General features: G+C 59.1%; 15 protein-coding genes. 2 read left to right on the forward strand and 13 right to left on the reverse strand.

From position 1 onward, the window contains the following. Positions 1–86: 86 nt before the first annotated feature. From ACO6TG_RS16630 to ACO6TG_RS16690, 13 genes are all read right to left on the reverse strand, one after another. Positions 87–4,724 carry an SUMF1/EgtB/PvdO family nonheme iron enzyme gene (locus tag ACO6TG_RS16630; protein WP_422374216.1) on the reverse strand — a complete coding sequence of 1,546 codons (4,638 nt, stop codon included), beginning with the start codon at positions 4,722–4,724 and terminating at the stop codon, positions 87–89. A 21-nt stretch (positions 4,725–4,745) separates the two neighbouring features. Then, positions 4,746–5,588, reverse strand: coding sequence for an FHA domain-containing protein (locus tag ACO6TG_RS16635; protein ID WP_422374217.1), 843 nt, complete (start codon positions 5,586–5,588; stop codon positions 4,746–4,748). 8 nt (positions 5,589–5,596) lie between these two features. Beyond that, entirely contained in the window at positions 5,597–6,475 is an 879-nt protein-coding gene (locus tag ACO6TG_RS16640; RefSeq protein WP_422374218.1) for a type II secretion system F family protein, read from the reverse strand. Beyond that, positions 6,475–7,338 (reverse strand): type II secretion system F family protein, encoded by an 864-nt coding sequence (locus ACO6TG_RS16645; protein ID WP_422374219.1) that lies wholly within the window; start codon positions 7,336–7,338, stop codon positions 6,475–6,477. Before ACO6TG_RS16645 ends, ACO6TG_RS16640 begins: the two co-directional genes overlap by 1 nt. Next, positions 7,335–9,308, reverse strand: a complete 1,974-nt coding sequence (locus ACO6TG_RS16650) for a CpaF family protein (protein ID WP_422374220.1) — start codon at positions 9,306–9,308, stop codon at positions 7,335–7,337. Before ACO6TG_RS16650 ends, ACO6TG_RS16645 begins: the two co-directional genes overlap by 4 nt. 1 nt (position 9,309) lies before the next feature. Further along, positions 9,310–10,074: a Flp pilus assembly protein CpaB gene (gene cpaB, locus ACO6TG_RS16655; RefSeq protein WP_422374221.1), complete on the reverse strand. Its 765-nt coding sequence runs from the start codon at positions 10,072–10,074 to the stop codon at positions 9,310–9,312. Then, a complete protein-coding gene (locus ACO6TG_RS16660; protein ID WP_422374222.1) occupies positions 10,071–10,979 on the reverse strand; it encodes a hypothetical protein in 909 nt (302 codons plus the stop codon). The genes cpaB and ACO6TG_RS16660 overlap by 4 nt, the downstream gene beginning before the upstream one ends. Next, a complete protein-coding gene (locus ACO6TG_RS16665) occupies positions 10,976–11,554 on the reverse strand; it encodes a hypothetical protein (protein WP_422374223.1) in 579 nt (192 codons plus the stop codon). The genes ACO6TG_RS16660 and ACO6TG_RS16665 overlap by 4 nt, the downstream gene beginning before the upstream one ends. Further along, the gene (locus ACO6TG_RS16670) at positions 11,544–12,980 is read right to left on the reverse strand and encodes a hypothetical protein (RefSeq protein WP_422374224.1); all 1,437 of its coding nucleotides are present in this window, start codon (positions 12,978–12,980) and stop codon (positions 11,544–11,546) included. Before ACO6TG_RS16670 ends, ACO6TG_RS16665 begins: the two co-directional genes overlap by 11 nt. Then, positions 12,977–13,765 (reverse strand): TadE/TadG family type IV pilus assembly protein, encoded by a 789-nt coding sequence (locus tag ACO6TG_RS16675; protein ID WP_422374225.1) that lies wholly within the window; start codon positions 13,763–13,765, stop codon positions 12,977–12,979. The genes ACO6TG_RS16670 and ACO6TG_RS16675 overlap by 4 nt, the downstream gene beginning before the upstream one ends. A gap of 10 nt (positions 13,766–13,775) precedes the next feature. Continuing rightward, the gene (locus tag ACO6TG_RS16680; protein ID WP_422374226.1) at positions 13,776–14,366 is read right to left on the reverse strand and encodes a prepilin peptidase; all 591 of its coding nucleotides are present in this window, start codon (positions 14,364–14,366) and stop codon (positions 13,776–13,778) included. Between the two features lie 139 nt (positions 14,367–14,505). Further along, a complete protein-coding gene (locus tag ACO6TG_RS16685; protein WP_422374227.1) occupies positions 14,506–14,676 on the reverse strand; it encodes a Flp family type IVb pilin in 171 nt (56 codons plus the stop codon). Positions 14,677–14,738: 62 nt separating this feature from the next. Beyond that, positions 14,739–14,921 carry a hypothetical protein gene (locus ACO6TG_RS16690; protein ID WP_422374228.1) on the reverse strand — a complete coding sequence of 61 codons (183 nt, stop codon included), beginning with the start codon at positions 14,919–14,921 and terminating at the stop codon, positions 14,739–14,741. Between the two features lie 441 nt (positions 14,922–15,362). Between ACO6TG_RS16690 and ACO6TG_RS16695 the strand changes: the two genes are divergently transcribed. Beyond that, the gene (locus ACO6TG_RS16695; RefSeq protein WP_422374229.1) at positions 15,363–17,897 is read left to right on the forward strand and encodes a hypothetical protein; all 2,535 of its coding nucleotides are present in this window, start codon (positions 15,363–15,365) and stop codon (positions 17,895–17,897) included. A 98-nt stretch (positions 17,898–17,995) separates the two neighbouring features. Next, positions 17,996–20,413 carry a hypothetical protein gene (locus ACO6TG_RS16700; RefSeq protein ID WP_422374230.1) on the forward strand — a complete coding sequence of 806 codons (2,418 nt, stop codon included), beginning with the start codon at positions 17,996–17,998 and terminating at the stop codon, positions 20,411–20,413. Positions 20,414–20,423: the final 10 nt, after the last annotated feature.

The raw sequence follows: 20,423 nt of genomic DNA on the forward strand, positions 1-20,423 counted from the left end.
CGCGCTTCTTCCGAATGTCATCTCCTGCCTCGCTTTCCACTTTCCGGTTCCGGCCGGTTGGTGCCGACGGGCACGTGCAACGTGACCTAATCCTCGACGATGACCAGACGGAAGCCGATATTGCTGATACGTTCGCCACGTTCCAGGCATTGGGCGAAGCGCCGGTTGTTGCCGCTGCCAACCACGCCCGTGACCACCAAGCTGTTGCCGCGGCAGATTTCACGCGTCCATTCCCGGGCCTCGTCGCCGATACCATTGACGATTTCATGAATCCGCGGCTCTGATTTCATTGCGAAGGCAGCCGCTGCCAGCGTCTGCTTCACCGTTGGCAGCTGATAGTTCTTGCCCGTTTTCTCGCGATACCAGGCCGCATAGGCCTCTGCGTCGTCGTAACTGACATAGCTGACTTCATCGCCATCCGACGGCAGCGACGTCTTGAAACTGCTCATGACAAGGTCCCGGTCTTCGGTGGACCAGCCGGTTTCGTCCACGAAAGTGTTGAACTCGGCAACGGTGACCTGGCGCATCGAGATACAATAGGGATTTGAGACCGTCGCGGTCAGAGGCGTCGGCATAGATTCAAGCGCATAGTCGACAGCATGCTTGGCAATGCGCCCGACAATCGAATTTGCCCGGATCTTGTAGGTTTCAGCCGGAACCAACCGGGTGCCGGTATCCGCGTCCGGCCCCGGACAGGCCAGCACGCGCCCTTCCTTGATGGCTGTTTCTATTTCCCGCAACGCCAGGTCCGCACGGCTCTGGGCGTCGAGGGCCTCGATCCAGCGCCGTTGCTCCGAATAGCCACTTGCCGTGGTCAGCTGTTGTTCGATGGCCTCGAATTTCGAGCTGGCCTTGCCTCCGGCGCGTTCCAGAGCCTGGTAGCGGCTCAAGAGACCCGCCAGGTTGTCCGTATAGCGCTTGCTTTGCGCGTGAACTTCGTTGAATCGGCTGACGAACCGGTCCTCGAGCGTCTTGAATTCCCTCCGGCGGGTCAGCGATCCATCCTTGATCGGGTCGTTGGATTGGGTGAGGGCCTGCTCGACTTCGGCAATCAGGGTGTCGTTGTCCGGCATGAGCGCGCGCGCTGGTTCAAGATTGTTGGTCAGCAACGCCCGGATGCGACCGACTTCGGCCGCATTGTCCTGCTGTTCGGAAACGGACGCCAGAAACGCAGCCGCGCTGCGCCTGAAGTTCTTTTGCGCCGGCAGGAAGCGCCCTTCCTCGCGGGCCGCGGTCGCAAGGTCAAGCGCAAGCAACGCCTCCTGATAGGATTTGGTGTCGACCGCGCTTGCCTCTTCCGCTCGCAGCCGGGCATCCGCGCTGGCTTCAGCCGCGGCGTTCATGTCGGTCCGCACAGCGGCAATCGCCTCGATCCAGATACCCACGGCTGCCACACCGTCGCGTGCCTGTGCGGCCGCGACCTTGAAATCCCGTATCTGTTCAGCCTTCTCGGCCGCTCGGGCCAGCGACTTCACGGTTTCATAGGAGTCGAGTTCAAGGACCCATTCGCCGAACTCTCTGGTCGTGTCGGAGATGTCTTCCACCATTTTCCGGTTCAGACTATTGAAATCCGCTGCGTTTCGTTTGGCCTCCTCGATCGCTGCGGCAAGGTCTCTTTGCACGGACTGGACCTGATCGACGATCACGTCATAGCGGAAGGCGTCCAGGGCGCGGCCTCCTTCCGCGCGAGAGGCCATGGCACGCTGCAAGGCGCCGTCCGCTTCCGGAAGGTAGCCGCGCGCATCGGCGATGGCCGTGTCCAGCCTGGCAAGATTTTGTTCCGCGTCGCCGCGAACGGTTTCGATGGCCTTGTCAAGTTCGCCAAAAGCGTCGATCACCGTTGTCGTAGCGGCGATCTGCGCCCCCACCGTCATGGCGGCGGCTCCGTCGCGAAGAGCCGCAATGTCCTGCCGGATCTGCTCCGCGTTGCGGCGCACCGGGGTGTCCTCGCCAAATGCAAGGGCGATGGGCAACAGCTTGTCCCTGGACTGCGCAAGCTGCGTCCCGAGCCGCTCAAGCGTTTCCAAATTTTTCGGCAACTGGGATTGCAGGGCCGCAATGTCCTCGCGCACGCCCTCAAGACCTTCCAGAGCGAGATCGTACTTGTTCTGCCCGGACAATTTTTCGATCGCCCCCAATGTGTTCCTTAAGTCCGACGCGCGACTATCCGAAATACCGTTCGCATCCCGCAATGATTTGATATTCTTGCTGAAATCAGAAAGCAGTGTCGCCGTGCGGGACTTCAGTTCCTGGACCCCATCCATGATCTTCCCGGTTTCGCCGAGGGCTCGCTGAAAATCGGCGGCAGCCTCTGCCCAGCGCAGGTTTTCCAGGTTGGCGCGCGCGCGGCTGTCGTGTTCGGCCACAACGGCCAGCTGCGCGCGCAAGCGATGACCTTCCGAAAGCGCCTCCGCCGCGGTCAGGCCGGGGGCCTTTCGCGCGGCAGCCAGCTCCTCCTGCAGTTTCAGGGCGTCAGTCTGCAGCTGCCTCAAGGTCTTCAGGATAGCGCGCAGATCCGCTTCGGCGCCGGCACCAAGCGTTTCGGCATCGGCAAATCTCCGTTCGGCGAGGGCCTTCTCGGCGGAGGCAAGTTTGAGCATCGCCGTCGTTACCGGCGCATTCTCGTCAGGCCGCGCCAGAGGGCCGACATTCTTTGCGACTTCCGCAGCGCGTGTCAGGACGTCCTTGGCCGTATCGCGCAACATCAGACGCTGCGAATTATAGATGCTCAGACCATTGATCAGGTCAGTAAGCGTCTGCTGGGCCGCGTCCAGCTTGTACCCGGCGGTCTGCTCCAGCGCGTCCTCAAACCGGGCGCTAAAGTCGGCGGCCTCAGGCGCTGCCTCCACCGAAAGGGCCAGGCCCGTGTCAAGCTCAGCCCGAGCCGTTTCCGAAAGCTCCACAACAGTACCGCGGAGCGCAGCCATGCCTTCCAGAACGCCTTCCAGCTGTTCCTGGGACATTGCAAGCTGTGACAGGCCATCGGTCCACTTGCGTTGGGAGATCAGATCCTCCGCGGCGTCAATCACGCCGGTCGCACTTCGAAATTTCACGTAGAGACTGTTGTCGCCGGCCAATTGATCGATACCGGCCTGAAGCAGTTCATCCCTGCGGCTGTGGGACGCGGTCAGAGCCGCGAGGGTTTCGTCCCTGCGCATTTGCTGATCCGATACCAGCGCATCGATATCCTCCGCCAGCGGCTCCAGCGCCATGGAAGCGCGCACAAACTGGCCGTTTCCGCGCAACTCGTCCGTAAGCTGCTTGCGCGCCTCGAGTTCGATGAGCTGCGGAGCGGCGTCCGTAAGCAGCTCCCGCAGCCGGCTCAAGCCATCAGAAACGGTTTCAGCGCCCTCGGATACCGTTTTCTGCAAGGCGGCATAATCGGCAAGCGCTTCTTCGGTCTGCGCGCCCGCCTGTTCATAGATTGCATGGACGGCGTCATAGTCCTCCCGCGACGGCGGATAGCTGTCTTGGGCCTTGTTGAACGTTTCGATGCCCTGAAAGAACCGCTCCGCCAGCGGGCTCGTGTTTTGCAGCTTCAGAAAATCCGCCAGGTTCTGGTCGATGACCGCGCGCACAGCGGCGCGCTGCGCGTCCATTACCTGCATCTGTTCGGTGCTCGGGCCGCGAAAGACAAACATCAGCAGGAGCGAGGAGGCCGCCACCGAAGCTACGGCCCCTGCATAGAAGGCCCATCTGGGAACTCTGTCTTTCTTGGTGGAGACAAGTTCACCGTCGCGGCCGCCTCCCCCAAAGGCTCCGGTGGAGCGCCGGAAATTTCCAAGCCTTTGTTCTTCCTCATAGTTCTTGGTGGCTTCCTCGAGTTTATCCAGTGCGTCGGAGGCATTTTCGAACCGTTGGTCGCGGTCGAACATGAGCGCGGTTCGGCACCAGTCCTGGTATTGCGTGGCCAGGTCCGGCTTGACGTCCTGCGGCAGATCGATCTGCCCCTTGCTGTCGTGAATGGTCTGCCAGGCATCAATGCGGTTTTCCGGAGACGCTTCCAGGGCCGACTGGAAACTGTGTTGATAGGCAACGCGCCCGACAAACATCCGGTAGGCGATAAAGCCTACGACATAGATGTCGTCCTCCGGCAGCCAGAACGGTTCTCCCTCGGGGGCGTTGGGAGCGTTGAATTCCGGATTGAAACCCAGCCGGACAGGGTTGTCAGGTGTGTGGATCCGGTAAAGACCGCCGAGCTTCACATATCTTCCGTTGTTGGATTTGATCACCCGGATCTGATCGATGTCCATGCAGCCGTAGACGAGACCGGCATTGTGAACCGATTTCAGGGCCTTGAGCAGACTGGCGACAATCTCGACGACACCTGCCTGATCCAGATCTTCCTGCTCGATCAGGTCGCCAAGCGACTCGCCTTCAAGCGACTCCACCAGATAAAACGGAGCACCTTCAAGCTCGGGCTCCACGATCTCCAGCTTCTGGTGGATATATTCGTCCTTTGCCTGACGCGCCGCCGTCTGATTGGCCTGGATGGTTTGCAGGAGACCCGACTGCCGGGTCAATTTTGGAAGAGACTGATAAACGACATGACGATGGCCACCCGTGTCCTCGACCAGGTGAACAAAGAAATTGGGGGTCTGGTAGGGCGCCTTGACCTTGTTCCTGAACCGCTGTTCCAGGCCCATCGTCAGATGCGGCACCGCACCGCCGGTTGTACCGGTTTCGTTGACGGAGCCGTTCCCGTTGTTGTCGTCATTGGTCATCGTTCAATTCCTCGGTCAGGGCTAACCGCCCAATTCGGCCAGCCGCGACGACGCCAGCAGGTTGGCCGGGCATCGGAGATCCGGAACAAGCTCCCGGACCTGCTGGTAGGCGTCGCGCGCCATGGGTTTGTCGTTCAGTTCGGTTTCCGCCCGCATGCCTTCGTCCAGTTTCCGCCGGACCGTTGCCTGGAAGGCGGAAATGTCCTTCGGACTGCCGTCTTGCCCCGTGGCCTGAAGCTCTCTGGAAAGCAGGCTGTAGGGGCTGCGCAGATCGAGTTCCCTTTGCCCCGGGGTCCCGGCGCGGCGTTCGGCAGCGGCCGCAAGACAGGCCGGCAATTCGCTGACTGCCGCCTCGATGGATCCGGTCGAAATCTTGCCGAAATCAACTGTCTTTGTGTCCGGATCCTTCAAGGCGAGAGCTAGGAGCAAAAGCAAGCTGACGGTGGCCGACCCGAAGGCCATGGGGAGAAGGTAGATCGGACGTTCGGTGGTCGGCTTTTCCTGGTTCCGGGCCTCGTCGGTGACTTTTTTTCTTGCCTTCTCTCGCGCGGCTACCTCCACCGGATCGGTGAATTCTATTTCCAGATTGGCAATGCCAAGCTTGTCGCCCGACGATAAAATCCTGTCCCGGCCGGTAAGCAATTCACCGTCGATGGAAACGGGATTCAGCCCCTCGACTTGGACGACCCATCGTCCGTCGACACGCCGAATGAGCGCGTGCCGGTCAGCGACGTCAGGAGCATTGATCCGAAGGTCCGCCTCGCTGGACGAGCCGATGACAAAGAATTCGCCCTTAATCCGGGCCGCGATGGTCTTGCCGGACGGCGTGACGCAGGAAACAGAAGGTTTTTGGGATTGAAACATGCCGCATCTCACCCCGGCAATCCGGTGAACATCTTGCCGAGACTTCCCGACAGGATGATCAGGAAGGTTCCCGCGAACATGATGACCATCGGGAACATGGACCGCGCCTTCAGCGCCTCCGCCGCTTTTTCCGCCTTCTCGTAGCGCTTTTCCCTGAGATCCCGGGAGATGTCACGCAGCATCGCCGTGCTGCGCGCGCCCATGTTCTCCGACCGCAGGATCGATTGCAGCGTCGAACGGCCGATCTCGGACGGACACGTGTCGATGAAATCCCGAATAGCGCCGTGCAGTCCCTCCTTGTGGGCATTCGTGCCTCGGACCACCACTGAAATCGCATCGCTGAGCGCCATTTTCGGCGAGGCGGCGACATAAAGTTCGAGCGCGGAGGGGAGCGTGTCACCGGCCTCCTTCATCATTACCAGAAAGTCGAGAAAATACGGAAACTGGTTGTCGAGGTCCCGGGTCCGTTTGACATAGGCGGTCCGGATCGACGTGATGGCCCAGAGCAGCGGCAGCACAAGGCTCATGAGGAGAAGCAGCTGCTTGGTGCCCGTACCAATGTCGGAGATGCTCATCATCGCGCCGAACACAATCACAGAGACCAGCGACAGCAGAATGCCGAGCGACAGGAACTCGGCGGCGCCGACGCCTCCATAGGGCCTGCCGGCGAGCACCATGTGCCGTTCTAGGCGCGCCATGGATTCCGGTAGCAGTCTCCGCAGCAGCGGAGCCAGGGAGTTGACAATCGGGCGGCTCAGCGGGAAACGGTCGACCGGATTTTCAGATTTCAAGTCGCCGGTCATGGCCTTTCGGAAATCGACCGACAGGACGGTCCAGGCCAGAAGGCCCCCGGTCAGGCCCGCGCACAGGACAAATACTGTCTCCATCACACTTCCACCTTTGTCATTTCGCGGAGAATGAAGACCCCCAATCCGTAGACGCAGATTCCTACGAAGAAGAGCAAAATCCCGAGGGCGGATTCAAAAATCTCATCAATGATTTCCGGTTTCGCGAACGAAATGATGACAATGATCGCGAAGAGCCCGAAGTTCATGATCCAAAAGGAATTCCGTGCAGCCGCGATGGCCGTTTCGAGCTTCTTCTCAAGGCGAAAAATCTCCTTGAAGGACACGGACATCTTTTGCATCGGCTCAATCAGGTCGCCGCCGCGCCGCGAGAACACATGGATGACGGACAGAATGAGCGAGTAATTGCTGCTCCTGTAGCGCTTGCGCGCATTTTCAATCGCAAGATCGACGCCGCCACGGCCCTTGTTCGCCTCTTCCGCGAGTTTCGCGATTTCCGTCCGAAGAGGCTCGTTGAGGCTCGGGGCAACGGTCTCGATCGACACCAGCAGGGGGACGTCGCCGCGAACGGAAGACACCAGCTGGTCCGTGAACGGCGGCAATTGCTCTTCGAACAGTTTCAGCTTGCGCTTGTGCAGGATGGCTTTCAGCCAGCCCGGCAGTGTCACAAAGGCAACGAGGACCAGGATGAACAGCATCACCGCGAAAGGTGGCCGCCACAACAGGAAGACGAGTGGCACCACAATCTGGACGGCAAGATAGGCCCATAGAGCCAGAACGGCGGAAATGCCCAGCCACTCGCCGATCAAACCGAACCGTTTCGAGCGGGAGATGAGCACCACGACGTCTTCGGAATCTTCGGCACCGGTCGCCAGCGCGTAGGCGCCCGCGACAATTGTCAGGCCGCAGCCAAGCACAAAGACCCACAAGCTGATATCGTTCATCGTCCGGACTCCAGGGCAAAGATGTCTTCAAGGTCCAGATCCTGCCCAATGCTTCCGGATTCCGAATAGGACCTGACCGCATCGTCTATTTCTTCGACAAATGAAGGCAGGTATCCAGAAAACCGGAACTTTGGAACATCCCCGTTCAAAAAGCCGTCGAACAAAAAAATGGGCTCGACGATGATCTCTCCCGTAACCGGGTGAATATCCACGACTTCGGCAATCTCGGTGACGATTTTCTTGCTGCGCTCGGGATCGCTCGGCAAACGGACCTTCTCCAGCTGGACGATGATATCGACCGCGCTGACGATCTGGTTCCGGATCGCGCGAATGGGCAGGTTCGGCTCGCCCTGAAGAACCATGACTTCCAGGCGCATCAGCATTTCGGCGGTCCCGTTGGCATGCGCGGTGGTCATCGACCCGGAATGGCCGGTGTTGAGCGCCTGAAGCATATCGACGGCCTCGCCGCCGCGGCATTCACCGACGATGATCCGGTCCGGGCGCATGCGAAGCGCGTTCTTGACCAGCTTGCGGATGTCCACTTCCCCTTCTCCCTCCGCATTTGCAGGCCGGGATTCCAGGGACACGACATGCTGGTTGGCCAGCGACAATTCCGCCGTGTCTTCAATGGTAACGACGCGCTGACCGTTCGGGACATAGGCCGACAGCGCATTCAGAAGAGTGGTCTTGCCGCTACCCGTCCCTCCGGAAACAATGATGTTTTTCCGGCTCAGGACGCTGCTGCCAAGAAACCGCGCCATGCCCGGGCTAAGACTTTTTTTGATTTCACTCAACACCTCAAGGTTCATGACCTGCTGCTTGCGGTGACGGCGGATCGTGACGCAGGGCCCGTTTCTGGACAGGGGGTCGATAATCGCGTTGACGCGCGAACCGTCCTGCAACTTGAAATCGACCATCGCATTGGTGCGGTCGATTTCCCGGCCGTCCCTGTTCACCAGGCGTTTCAGGATCACCATCAGCTTTTCCGGCGTGGAGAAGCTGTAGGGATAGCGTTCAAGCTTGTCGAAGCGTTCGATATAGATCCGGTCGTAGCGGACCACCATGACCTCGGAGACGATATCGAGTTCCATCAGTTCGGTCACCGGACCGAAGTGGAAGATCGAGTTCCAGATGTTCGAGGCCATGAACCATTGCGCGATGGCGCGCCTGTCGCCGACCGGCATCGACAGGAACTCCCGCTCCATGGCCATGGCGAAACCGTCGTCCAACTTGAGCGTGTCCTCTTCCGCCGATGCTTCGGTCAGCGTCAGGTTGAGCTGGCGCTTGAGATCCGCAGTCCGGGATTTCAACTGACCGGGCCGTGGCGGGCCTTCGTCATATCTGGAAACCGCTGCCATTTCGATCGAGGAGCCCGCTATGGCGCGCAGCAGCGAGAAACGCAAAGCCGACGCGACAGCCGCTTTCTGGACTTCTTCGGGAGCATTTGCCAGCACCTGTTCGGTCTTGCGGGTCACGGCCTTCAGGAGACGCAACCTGGTTTCCACGGTCTCCTCGCCGTTTTCGTGGCTTGCCGGTTCGAGCGCAAGCTCCTGAAAGACTTCGTCATGGATCCGGTCCTGGATCTGGATACAGGCGTCGATCGCCGCCTGCCCAGACAGGTTCTCCAGGCTTCCGATAGATCTGAACTGAATGCGGGCGCCGGGCACCTGGACGTGCTGACCGTCCTTGATTTCTATGCGTTCGTCGTCTTGCCCCCCGCCGATCGGGAGACTGCCCAGAAAGGTTTCCGTCGTGCCAATCGGTTCGATAAACCAGCTATCCGATTGCTCATCCGCGTCCAGGTAGAACTGGATTGCCGAGATATCCCGTCCGTATAGCGGAATCTCGCCCCGCTCCAGATCGAGTTCGCTGAAACGCGATCCAACGGCATAGCGTTTGCGCTCCAGCTGAAACGACTCTGCAGCCCGGTCCGAAGTGTATTGGATCAAGAGTGAGCAGCCGTGCCCCATGCTACTGCTCCACCGGCTTGTCGTTGAAGACCTCCCAGTCGACAATTGTCGTGTTGAGGTCCACCAGCGCGGTGTCATCGTCCCGGCGCAGCACCATCGTGAGCGGCGCCGTCATCTGCTGCTGGGCAAAGGTCACCAGGTTGGCTTGTTTCGGCGTCAGTTCGAAGGTCACGGAACCGTAGCCCCTTGAGGAAATCCGCTGGTATTCCGGGAAGTCCCTCGCGGAGCCGACGGCCAGGACCTTGATATTCTCAAGAAGCACGCGGGTCTGCATGGCAAGGCGCGGATCGAGCACATCGCGCGGGTCTTCCGACGGCACGACGAATGTTCCCAGCAGATCGACCCGGCTGCCCGGGCGAACAAAATAGCCCACCGTGCTCTCGACATTGACCGCAAGCGTCAGGGCGCGCTTGCCCGGTGCGAGCTGATCGGTCAAATCCGTGCCGTTTTCGGGTGAAAAGGACTGGTAGAACAGAAGCGAACCCGGTTGAACGTCGTCAATGGCCCGCAATCCGACGATCGATTTGCGATAGGTGACCGGTATGGCGAAAGCGGACAGGTCCGAGGCGAATTTCTTCGGGAGTTCGGCCACCTCGATCATGTCGTCCTCGAGCACGGTTTCACCGGCAATCAGGGCAACGTTGTTCTTCAGTTTCAAAAAGCGCGCCGAGGTCAGGTCGGCCTTGTATTGACTTGTCCAAAACCAGGCGGACAGTGACGTCAGCACTGCCAGGAAAATCACAGCTCCCCATCTCAGGACGCTCATAGGTCACCTACTTTGCTTGCAGCTCTTAAAATTTCCAAAATCTCCAGGGTCATCCCGGTATCCGGGGATGCCACCAGGCGCGTGCGCCGGGTGACCCCGGCATCTTCGGCCAGGGTGACCGCCCATTGCTGTCCGGGCAGTTCGTCCTGCGAGCGGAAAGCACTTCCGGCGGCGCTCAAAGCCCGGCTTCGGTCTGCCCGCACCCGTTCAAAGGTGTCCGGACTGATGCGAACGATGACCTGCCTGTTTTCCGCCTGCCCGGGCTCCTGGTAGCGATAGAGTTCCGCCTGCCCCGCCAGCAGCTGCAAACCGCCGCTTTCCGCCGGCAAGTCCGGCCTCTCCAGCGGGACGGACAGGTCGAACCGGCTCAGTGTGACGCTGGTCTTGCCAAGATCTCCATCCGTCAGGGTGTAAACGACCGCGGTCGCCGTCATCGGCCGTTGTGCCAGATCGGTGAACGTCTCGAAGGCGGTGTCTTCGAACCCGCGCGGAACCATGGAGACGCCGACAACGCTCCAGTCCGGACCGTCCAGCCGGAACGGCTTTGCAAGGTCGTCCAGCAGAAGATCGGCGGCGCCGTCGAAGGCTTCCAGCCGTGCCGCCTGCCAGGTTGCCAGCTTCCCGCTCAGGCCCTTCTCGATGAGTGCCGCGACCTGAGGCCGCCGGCCGCTTTCGGTCCATCGGGTCTCGGCCACCTCGTAACCGCCAAACGCAAGATCCCTGGCATGATCGTCCGGCAAGGCCGCAGCGAGTTCCTGTACCCAGGCGCTTTGCGAAAAGCCCCCCGCAACACCCGCCGTTTCCTTCTCGACGATCTGACCGTTCAACAGGGACAGGCCGTGGCCGGCCGTTACCGCAAGAATGAAAAACGCGCCAAGCGCCAGGACAAATCTGATCGGCTTCATCGGTTCGCCCCCGGAAACAGTCCAGGGAAAAGTCTGATCAGGCTTCCATGACCGCTGGACAGGCGGTCTTTCAGGACGCGGTCATAGCCTCCTGCCAGGGCGGGATCCTCGTTGGTGTAGGTCACCGGTTCCATCACGGCGAACCGGTCGGGGATGCGGTACCGCCCCCACTCCAGTTCCGGATGAAACCGGAACAGCGCGGTTTGGCGGCTTTCAATCAGGCCCGGGGCCGTGGCGCGGCGCACATCCCGCGTAATGTTCTGTCTGCCGGCGCGGTCCAATTCGGACCAGAACGCATCGGCGCCGGACCAGCTGCGCCGGCGGCAGGCAGGAAAGGCGACGTCCGTCTTGCCGGAAACAGCCGCCTGCGGCGTTCCGGACGGGAGGCAATAGTCATGCTGCGCCTTCATGAAGGTCGCTGTCCTGTTGGACACCACCAGGTTCAGCTTTGCGCTTTGCAGGATGCCCAGGTCCCACATGAGCACCCAGAAGAGTAAAAACAGCGGTGCCGCCAGGATCAGTTCTGCTGACGCGACAAAGCCGCGATCGTCTGAGTGAAGCCTGTTAATGCGCATTGACCTGGCTCCATTGCCGGGAACCGCGTGCACGCAGGATGATTTCCGAGACAATCCGGAACTGTCCCGCGCCCGTGCTGTTGCGCAGGGCATCCGCCACCTGGCCCGGCTGATCCATGAATTTCGCCGGCACGAGACGCGCCTTCCACCTTGATGTGAACAGGTCGTAGGACACGGGATTGTAGACCATCGCCTGCGCATAGGCGTGGTAGGGGTGGCTGCGCTCGCCAAATTCCTCCGGGTTGAAGCGCGGGCCGCGTTCCTTGGCGGCCAAGATCAGAAAGGCCAGCTTGTCGGTGTCCTGAGCCATCGGCCCGAGAACGGGTGCCAGCACGGTCGCCTCGGGACGGCCCTTGAGCCAATAGGGCTTCGGAAACTTGAAAACGGCTCCGAGCACGCTTGAGGTCACACCGCCCATTCCACCGCAGACCGCTGTCCAGTTGCGGTTCATCCGGCGGGTAAAATCATTGTCCCGCGCCTTTTGCCGCTGGCGGTACTTGGTGCTGCCAAACCGGATCAGGGGATCCCAGAACCGCAGGGTTGCCTCGCCGAAGAAGGGCAACATCCACGACAGGCCGGTTTCGGCTTCCACGTGATCGCGCAAATGCGGTTTTCCGCTGCTGCCGCCGGCCGTGTAAGGCCCTTTTCCGCGCGGATATCCGTGTACGGTGTAATCCTGCCGGTGATCACCATCCGCGCCTTTTTCAGCGCCACGACAAATTTCCATATGTGCGGCAACGGATTGAACCGCGCCGCGTTCTACAGGCAGATCGCCGCCTTCATCCACGCCGCCGCGGCAATCGCTACCGCCACCGCGCCGGCAGGGTGGATAAGTGAAAACGCTGTCGATCCGGTTTTCTTTCATGAGCAGCTTCATGATCTCCCCGGACCGGCGCGGGAAGGACTGCACAAGATGGTCGTTCATCCGGTTGAGGCCGTCGATCATGCGCTGCGACGTCGAAAAGCCTTTCTCCGGCCGATACCGCAAATACACCTGCAAGGCTTTGATCTGCGTGGTCAGAACCTGCATGGAGATCGCCGCGTGAAGAGCCCAGCAATAGGGATTGATGCCGCACTTGCTGGCCGCTGACCGGACAATCTTTACCTGGGCCGTCGCCGCACGCAGCTGAATGTCTGCCAGGGTTTCCATAAGGGTGAAGGTGACGGCACTCACGGTCAGCATCTGGACCAGCGCCATGTTGTTCATCGACATAACGTTCAGGTCGCGGGCTGCCTGTTCCGCGTGGGCAAGCGCCAGCGCATCCGCCGCATTCTGGGTCCGGATCTTGTCGTAGGCGACTTCGCCCGTGTTCAGGGTCGTCGCCATGCCCCAGGCGAAAAACAAGAGAATAAAACCGTAGAGCGGCGCCAGCGCCGCAGTGCGATCCTGATGCAATGAACGGATGCCGGGGAATGCAGAGGTCACAACAGCGTCACCTCCGCTTCCGATTCACGATAAAAATAACCGTCCGGCCGACGTGTTCCGATCGCCGGACCAAGGCCGTACAGGACATAGTGGCGGAAAGTTACCCGCGCCCTTATCGGCGGGACGCTGCCCCGTCGCGCACCAATCAGCAGGTATTTGGGGTCGAACCCCACATCCAGCCGGACATTGTCGCTGTCGAACGCATAGCGGGCCTGGTCCAGCAAGGCCGGAAGCTGCGCACTGACGCCAGTCGGTCCGGAAATCGCCGAAAGCACCTGTTCGGGAATCCTGCAAGCGCCCTGACAAGGGATGCCCCAGGCCGGTGACGCGCTTATCAGCGAATAACGGGCGGCCGTCTCCGCTCGGTTCCAGTCGTTCGTGCAACCGAGGCGCCCGAGCCGTTCAAGGAGAAAGACCTGGCCGTTTTCCGGGAGCGGCGGGCAGGCATGGGCACGAGCGCTGCGGGCAGCCGTGTAGGCCGCGTAGTGGACAAGCACGGTCTCCCGCATCATCCACATGGTCTGCAGCAGCACCATGACCAGCACCATGAACGGCGCCATGACCAGAACCAGATCAGCCGCCAGTGCCACCCCTTCCGTCTCGCGATGCAGACGGGCCAGCGGCCGGGTCCCGGCCCGGCGACGCCGCATGACAAGCAGGCCGCCAAAGGCAACGATCAGGGCCAAGACGGGTACGCTCAAGGTCGCCAATTGTGGCAGGAAGGTCGGTGAACGCAGCAGAGCCTCGACAAAGGCGTTTCCGGTCGACGGCAGAACGGCGGTCATCGCAGCCCTCCTAAACGCCCGGCAGGTGCCAGCGGACCGGCAGGCAGGTCCAAATCAGGCCAAGTGCAACGGCGATGCCAAATCTGACGCCGCCTTTTGCCCGTTCCGGGACAACTTCAGTGCCTGCAGCTTCGGACAAGTCCACCGGGTTCAGTCCAAGCGCCTGCCGTGGCCCAAAGGGCAGCAACAAAAGCGACAGCCTGGCCTTTTGCAGCACGGCCTTGAACCGGCCCTGAACCACAACATCGATCACCGCCATGACAGCCCCTACCAGGAGCGCATGGGCCATGACGGGAAGAATGCCCGGAAACCCGATCAGCGCGCCGACGGCGGCCATGATTTTCACATCACCACCACCACCGCCGCCATAGAGGAAGGCAAGCAGAAACGGTATCGCCGCAATCAGCCCCGCCGCCAGATGGCCCAAGAAAACAGGCGCACCCTGCCAGGCGGCCAGGCCCAGCCCAATCAGAATGGCCGGATAGGTCAGCAGGTTGGGAATGCGACCTGTCAGCAAGTCCGTGATCGCGGCAGCGATAGCCACCGCCAGACAGACGACCAGTGCCGCATCAACCTGTAGGCCCAAACCCTGCACAAACATCTTCCACTTCATCCCACCTGGCAGGAGACAATTTCACTACGCGCCCTGCCGAAACGCATTCCCGAAGAACCGGTCAACCGTGGGGCCGACCCTGCTAAGGCTGACTTCCCAATCACTTCCCTGGCATTTTCCAGGCGGGTCAATCGCCCGGCCGGAGCCGGTCCACGGCACTGCTGAGGATCCCGAGAATGTCCTCGGAAAACTGGGTCAGTGCGATAATCAGCGGAATCCCCACAAATGCCATCAGCATGATCAAGGTCGGAACCTCCATGCCACGCTGGTCACGCAAAAATCGGCGGACGCACTTCATCAATGCCTGCCCCCTCACGACGAGCTCCTTCTCACTGGACGCCGGAGTTCAACCAGACCTGACTAGCCTCGCTTGTATTCAATTTTTCCGCTCGCATCATCGGCATCACCGACACCGCCGCTGAGCGCTTCCAGGATATCGCTTCCAAACACGCCGGCGGCAATGATCACCGGTATGAGAACAAATGCGGCGAGCATCATCAGCTCTGCGGTCGATAGGCCAGCCTGATCCCGGTGAATACTCATCAAAAGAGTCTTGAAAGAACGCATTATACGCAACCCCCACAAGAAGAAATGTGACAGCTTCGCCACAATTCAAGCAAATACGAAAATTACCGAGAGGGACATTATATATCCTTCGCCACATTTTCAATTAAAATTATGGCAAGCAAGAAAGAATCTGATTCAGCTTGCGACATTGCAAAAGCACGTGTAGAGTTTTACGCGAGTTGGGGCTTATTTTCTTTATTGCATTTTAATGACATTTTGGCTCGCAACTTTCATGGGCGGATAACCAGGAACAAAGTCTAAAATATTGACATGTTTACATGCATCGTTAATAATTTGCGCGCGTTTTTAGACAAGACAATTTCAATGTCTTGTAAAACCTATTTACATGAATCTAAACGTGCATTCCTGAGGTCATGCAGTCACGCCGCTTTACGGCCATGTCTTCGAACAGTTTTTTTGGTCGGTATTTTTGGTGCAGGCGTCGGCGGTTGCTCGGCTGAAGAGCAGCAATATTCATCGTCCAGCGTCGACATCAATGAACGCTATGTTGAAACCTTCGTCGCGCTCGATCAGCCAATAGACTTAAATCATTGTTTTTACAAAACGAACGAGAGTGAATTCCTTAAAGTAGAGCGCTTTGATGCGTTCCAGAACCTCAAAGGTAATAGAAAGCAACAGATCGGTTTTGCTATTTTCGGCGCCAACACGTCTTCGCGTAGATTGGACGCCAACCAGCAACCTGGCTCCGAATTCGAGGCCATGTCGTTCACAAAAAGTCAAAACGCGAAAGTTTTCCATTTTTCCTGGAGGTATTACCCTGCTGTCGTCCTGCTAGACGGTCAGGACAACACCGAGCCGCAATATTGGGCGCTGGCTGCGGGTCAACCCAATTCGACATCGGAGCAATCCAGGATCGAAATCCGGCCACGCTGTGACGAAATAGACCTTGCGGCATCAATTGCAGAAAATGAAACCAAAACGCTTTCGGGAACCGTTCCGAAACAGGCGTTTCTTCCATCATTTGAATTGGCTCTGAAGGGCTCTTCCAATCTTCGCTACGTGAACGAAGACATTAACACTCCCGGCAGCGATAAAACCGTCTCGGCTTATTTCATTGCCCGTGCCCTCTGGTCCGCACGCAACGAAAAAATCAGAGCGAAGATCGAAGCTGCCCTTTCCGCAGGTGTCGACAGCTGGTGGTCGCAGATTGGCATAGCGCTGGATGTCGAGAACGCGGACGGTAGTCCAAGCAATACCTCAGGTTTACTCCCGACACGTAACACGCCAACGCGTTTCCGGTTCATAGCGCCCTGGATTTGTGACCCGATCAAGTCCGCCCTCCAGACAAAACAAGATCCCTGCACAGCCAGAAGCGGTTCAATTGCAAACCTTCCAACTCGTGACTTGAGTGAAATTGGTATTGAAATCAATCCTTTTGCATCGTTTCGCAATGACAAGAGTTTCCGGCTTCACCAGAAGACACTCACCGGTTTTTTCAGCCCACCTCTGGTTATCCCATTCAAGTTTCCGGACGATGCGGTTTCCGAACCGTTCACCCAATTTGATTTTGCCGCGGTCGACGATGACTGGCACGCGAGGGTCCTTTATCTGCCGCCTCACGCTGTGTTCCCCCGCACAAAACCAACGGACAAGGGGCGCGAAGCGGAGGCGCTGGATCCAGATCGTCAAAAACAAGTCGAGTTGGACCAGATTAGGGAAGACCAGATAGACGCCTATGGGCCAACTTACTCCGAGCAAGACCGTGTCGGAATGACACGGCTCCAATTTGAACAACTCCAACGAGGGCTGGAAGAACGGGCGGAAGAACGGGCGAAAGAGCAGTTTATTGCAGACCGGCAGCAAGGCACCGAAACAACCGGGTCTACGCAGGAGGGCGGCGGTTGGGACCTCAACAGGGACCAGCAGCCCAGCAATGCCGTCGCGCAAGCCACTGACCGCGCCAACGGAACGCCGGAAACCGGCGAACAACAACTTGCAATGGCGCGCCAGCCTCCGCCAGAGGAGGTTGAGGCCGGCGGCACGCCGGTGGATCAAAACACGGCTCCCCCGGAAGGGGCAGCGGCGGATGCGGCACCGCCCGCACCTGTCGTCCAATATCCGTCGTTCAACCTGATTGAAACAGCCGGGTTCTCGCCGGATGGTGTGCAGACCGCCGTTTTTTCATCCATGGAAGACTGCGAAACCTCTGTTCTCGGCGAGGGTGCAACCGCCACGCCGGTTTCCTACCAGTTTCAAAAGAAAAATCCGGCAACGCTTCCGGAAACCGCGGTCACGCAACTGATGCGGGACGGCTATCCGATCTCGCCCTGCACGAGGGCACGATTAGAGCTTGCAAGTGCCGATCAGAAACAGCTGCTGTATTCCTACAGGGTGTTCGAACAGGCCGGCGAGCAGCAACTGCTGGTTATCTCGCCGTCCCGCGGATTTCAGGACCGCAAGGTGGGCAACCGGATCAAGCGCGCCTTGCGGGAGTGGATCACGCAGGCGGCCACACAATCGCCGTTGCCGAAACTCGAAGTCGCCTATCTGGATGGCAACCGCAATCTTTCTCACATTCTGGAAAACAGCACCTGGCGCAGTCTTGCCGCTCTCGGCGAGGAACGGCGTGTCCGGGAAGTGAACAAAATCGTCAACCGGTTTCAGTTCGAGGTCAGCTCGATGCGGCCGACGGCCGACGTCAACAAACTCTATCGTGAACTCAATGAACACGAGGAACTGCAGCAGTTCATTTATCTCGTCGACAGCAGCCGGGAGCGGTTTTACGTCGAAGACACAGGCGGCATTTTCGCCTTGCTGAAAAACAAGAAGCTTCAGATCAATGTCGTTTCGTTGGGCAAGTGCCGGCAATGGGACGAGTGGTTTGGCGGCAACCTATTTCAATGCCGTGAGATCAGGGAAGACGGCGACAACGCCAAGGCGCAGTTGGTTGAATCAATCAGCGCGCCGAGCAAGCAAATGTCGAACCAATAAAGCTGGATGGTGCAGGGATGAAATTTTCCGCGATCATAGGGGCTATTTTCGCAAGTGTTCTTTTATCCGGTCAGGCTGCGTCCGCCGGAAAAGTTACCGTGACCGGCGACTGCCGGGACTTCAGCTTCATCGAGAAGTTCGGCGGCCAGACGAAGGTTGAATATCTGGAGGATGGTCATGCCGTGCGCATCTTGCGGCACAATGCACCCGTCTATCGGAACCAGAGCGGGCAGGAGGTGGTTTTCGAAGCGGCGTTCTCCGATTTTGCCAATGTTGTCGAAGTTGAAACCCTGGATGAGCTTCCGGAAGAACGGGTCTCGGTCAGCTTCATTTTCGGCAACGATCAGAACGCCTACTGGATGGACCGGACCGATCTTCACTGCCAGCGCTATCCGCTGATCGACGAAACCACCAGGTTGGAACGCAAGGCCCTTATCCGGACCAAGACCACTGAGCGGCAGGACGGCGTCGTGCAGGCGATCACGGCGTTTCGCACACCTGAACTGAAAGAAACCCCGGGCACCAGCGAGCGCAAGCTGTCCCGCTTCCGGACCTATCTGATCTACGGCGAAGCACCCAACGCCTTCTTGTTGGGCGAGCATTTCAACCTGTCCAATTCCGAGAAGAAGCTGGTCGGCTGGGTCGACAAGAAGAACGTGCTGAACTGGAACTGGGCCATCGGCCTCAGGCCGAACGAGAATCTGAAAAACGGCGACGGGTCCGTCGGCAGCATCTGCGGGTATGACAGTCTCCAACCCGGCGCCGAGTGCATTCCCATCCTTGGCGGCAATTCCTGGTTCAAGAGCAACCTTCGCCTGCCGGTGCTTGAGGTGACGGACACCCATTACAAGGTCGCCGGTGCAGCCTCCGGCATCGCCGGTGAAGTGGGCGAGGACGGCAAGCTGCGGATTTCTCGACAGGCCCTTTCGAGCCTCTCAATCAATCCGAGTGAGACGGAGGGCATTGACGAGGAAAAGATCCGGTCCTTCAACCAGATCGATGTCTTTTTCCTGATCGACGGCACCAAGAGCATGGGGCCGTTCATCGACGGCATCCGCGGGACCGCATCCCGCCCCGGCGTCATCCGAACAATCGTTCGCGAAATCGAGGAGCGTCGGAGCGGCTCAAGCATTCGTGTTGGTTTCCGGGTGTTCCGCGATTCCAAGAAGGGTGGTGCGGCTGGGATCGACGAATCCTACAAGCTCGGCAATACCGAATGCGACAGCGACAACAAGGAAGTCAGGCGGCGGGAACGCGAAAGGTTCGAGCGTCGTCTGGAGAGCATTCAGACCACCGTGGATGACAAGGATGACTTCGACGAAAACCTGCTCGGCGGCCTGAAGACAGCGGCCAGAGACATTATCGGTTGTCCTAATCGCCAGAAACTGATCTTTGTCATCAGCGATGCCGGTTACGATCCCGAGGTGCAGGCAAAGCGCGGGCATGAACCGCTCTATCCGGACGAAGTCCTCTCCAAGCTCCTGGGACTCGACAAAGTCACCCTTTATTTCCTTCGGACCCCCAAGCGTCCGAGGCGGGAGTTCAAGAGCGACCGGTCCTTTGAAAAATATCATGAATCCTGGGAAGAATACCGGCTGTATGGCGAATACCTTATCAGCGAGGTTCTAGCCAGGGATCACGACAGCAATTCACCCAGGCCGCGCATGTCGGACTATTTCTTCGACATCGGCGGTGGCTCGTCCTCCATTGAAAACATGCTCGACAAAATCATCGGCAGCATCAAGTCCGTCGCGCGGCCCGAGATCGTCAACGACATCCTGATCGATCTGCGCGGCGGGGCCGCTCTTGAGAACATCATCAAGCGGTTGCAGCGCGAGAATGAGGATGTACCGGTCCTCTATTGGAACATGCTGCGCCGAACGGCCTGCCAGGACAGCGAGGAAACCTGCCGGCAGCGGATCTATGACGGCGTCTTCGACATGTATGTGCCGAAAACGGAGAAGCCGGTTCTGGAAGCCTGGATGAACTACAACCGCCTCGACGAATGGGTTGAACTGCTCGACCATCTCGAAGACGTCGCAGATGTGTCAGGTCGGAAAAAGGAACGGGAAGCGATGTCGATGGCGCTTCGGAATTCAATGGCGACGGTCCTCAAAATGCCGCCGCCGGAAATGCTGGACGAAACCATCGACAAATACCTGCAGAGGGGGGGCTTCCTGCCCGGACCGATCAAGACACCGTTCCTGGGCTACACATTCAATCAGATCTCCCGTCCCGACCAGATGCCGGCCTGCGAGCTCGACCGCCTGCGGCAGTGGATCACCACCAGCCAGCGGATGCTCGAGAACGTGCTCCGGAGCAACGAACTGAGCTACTACGAGCCGGGCAAGGCGAGAGAATGCGTCGGCATGACTGAAAACGGGAAACGGATCAAATACATAGCCGGCAAAATGACTTCCCGTCCGCCCAACGAGAACGACACCCGGAACTATACGCTCGGGAAAGACCATCTCGGCGAGACAATCTACTGGGTTCCACACGAGTATCTTCCATGAGAAGGCAATC

Source organism: Roseibium sp., from assembly GCF_965233565.1.
Classification (GTDB): domain Bacteria; phylum Pseudomonadota; class Alphaproteobacteria; order Rhizobiales; family Stappiaceae; genus Roseibium.

Excerpts from the sequence above, each read along its gene's own strand:
- ACO6TG_RS16630 (WP_422374216.1), bottom strand. The coding sequence starts at position 4,724 with ATGACCAATGACGACAACAACGGGAACGGCTCCGTCAACGAAACCGGT.
- ACO6TG_RS16635 (WP_422374217.1), bottom strand. The coding sequence starts at position 5,588 with ATGTTTCAATCCCAAAAACCTTCTGTTTCCTGCGTCACGCCGTCCGGC.
- ACO6TG_RS16640 (WP_422374218.1), bottom strand. The coding sequence starts at position 6,475 with ATGGAGACAGTATTTGTCCTGTGCGCGGGCCTGACCGGGGGCCTTCTG.
- ACO6TG_RS16645 (WP_422374219.1), bottom strand. The coding sequence starts at position 7,338 with ATGAACGATATCAGCTTGTGGGTCTTTGTGCTTGGCTGCGGCCTGACA.
- ACO6TG_RS16650 (WP_422374220.1), bottom strand. The coding sequence starts at position 9,308 with ATGGGGCACGGCTGCTCACTCTTGATCCAATACACTTCGGACCGGGCT.
- cpaB (WP_422374221.1), bottom strand. The coding sequence starts at position 10,074 with ATGAGCGTCCTGAGATGGGGAGCTGTGATTTTCCTGGCAGTGCTGACG.
- ACO6TG_RS16660 (WP_422374222.1), bottom strand. The coding sequence starts at position 10,979 with ATGAAGCCGATCAGATTTGTCCTGGCGCTTGGCGCGTTTTTCATTCTT.
- ACO6TG_RS16665 (WP_422374223.1), bottom strand. The coding sequence starts at position 11,554 with ATGCGCATTAACAGGCTTCACTCAGACGATCGCGGCTTTGTCGCGTCA.
- ACO6TG_RS16675 (WP_422374225.1), bottom strand. The coding sequence starts at position 13,765 with ATGACCGCCGTTCTGCCGTCGACCGGAAACGCCTTTGTCGAGGCTCTG.
- ACO6TG_RS16680 (WP_422374226.1), bottom strand. The coding sequence starts at position 14,366 with ATGTTTGTGCAGGGTTTGGGCCTACAGGTTGATGCGGCACTGGTCGTC.
- ACO6TG_RS16685 (WP_422374227.1), bottom strand. The coding sequence starts at position 14,676 with ATGAAGTGCGTCCGCCGATTTTTGCGTGACCAGCGTGGCATGGAGGTT.
- ACO6TG_RS16690 (WP_422374228.1), bottom strand. The coding sequence starts at position 14,921 with ATGAGTATTCACCGGGATCAGGCTGGCCTATCGACCGCAGAGCTGATG.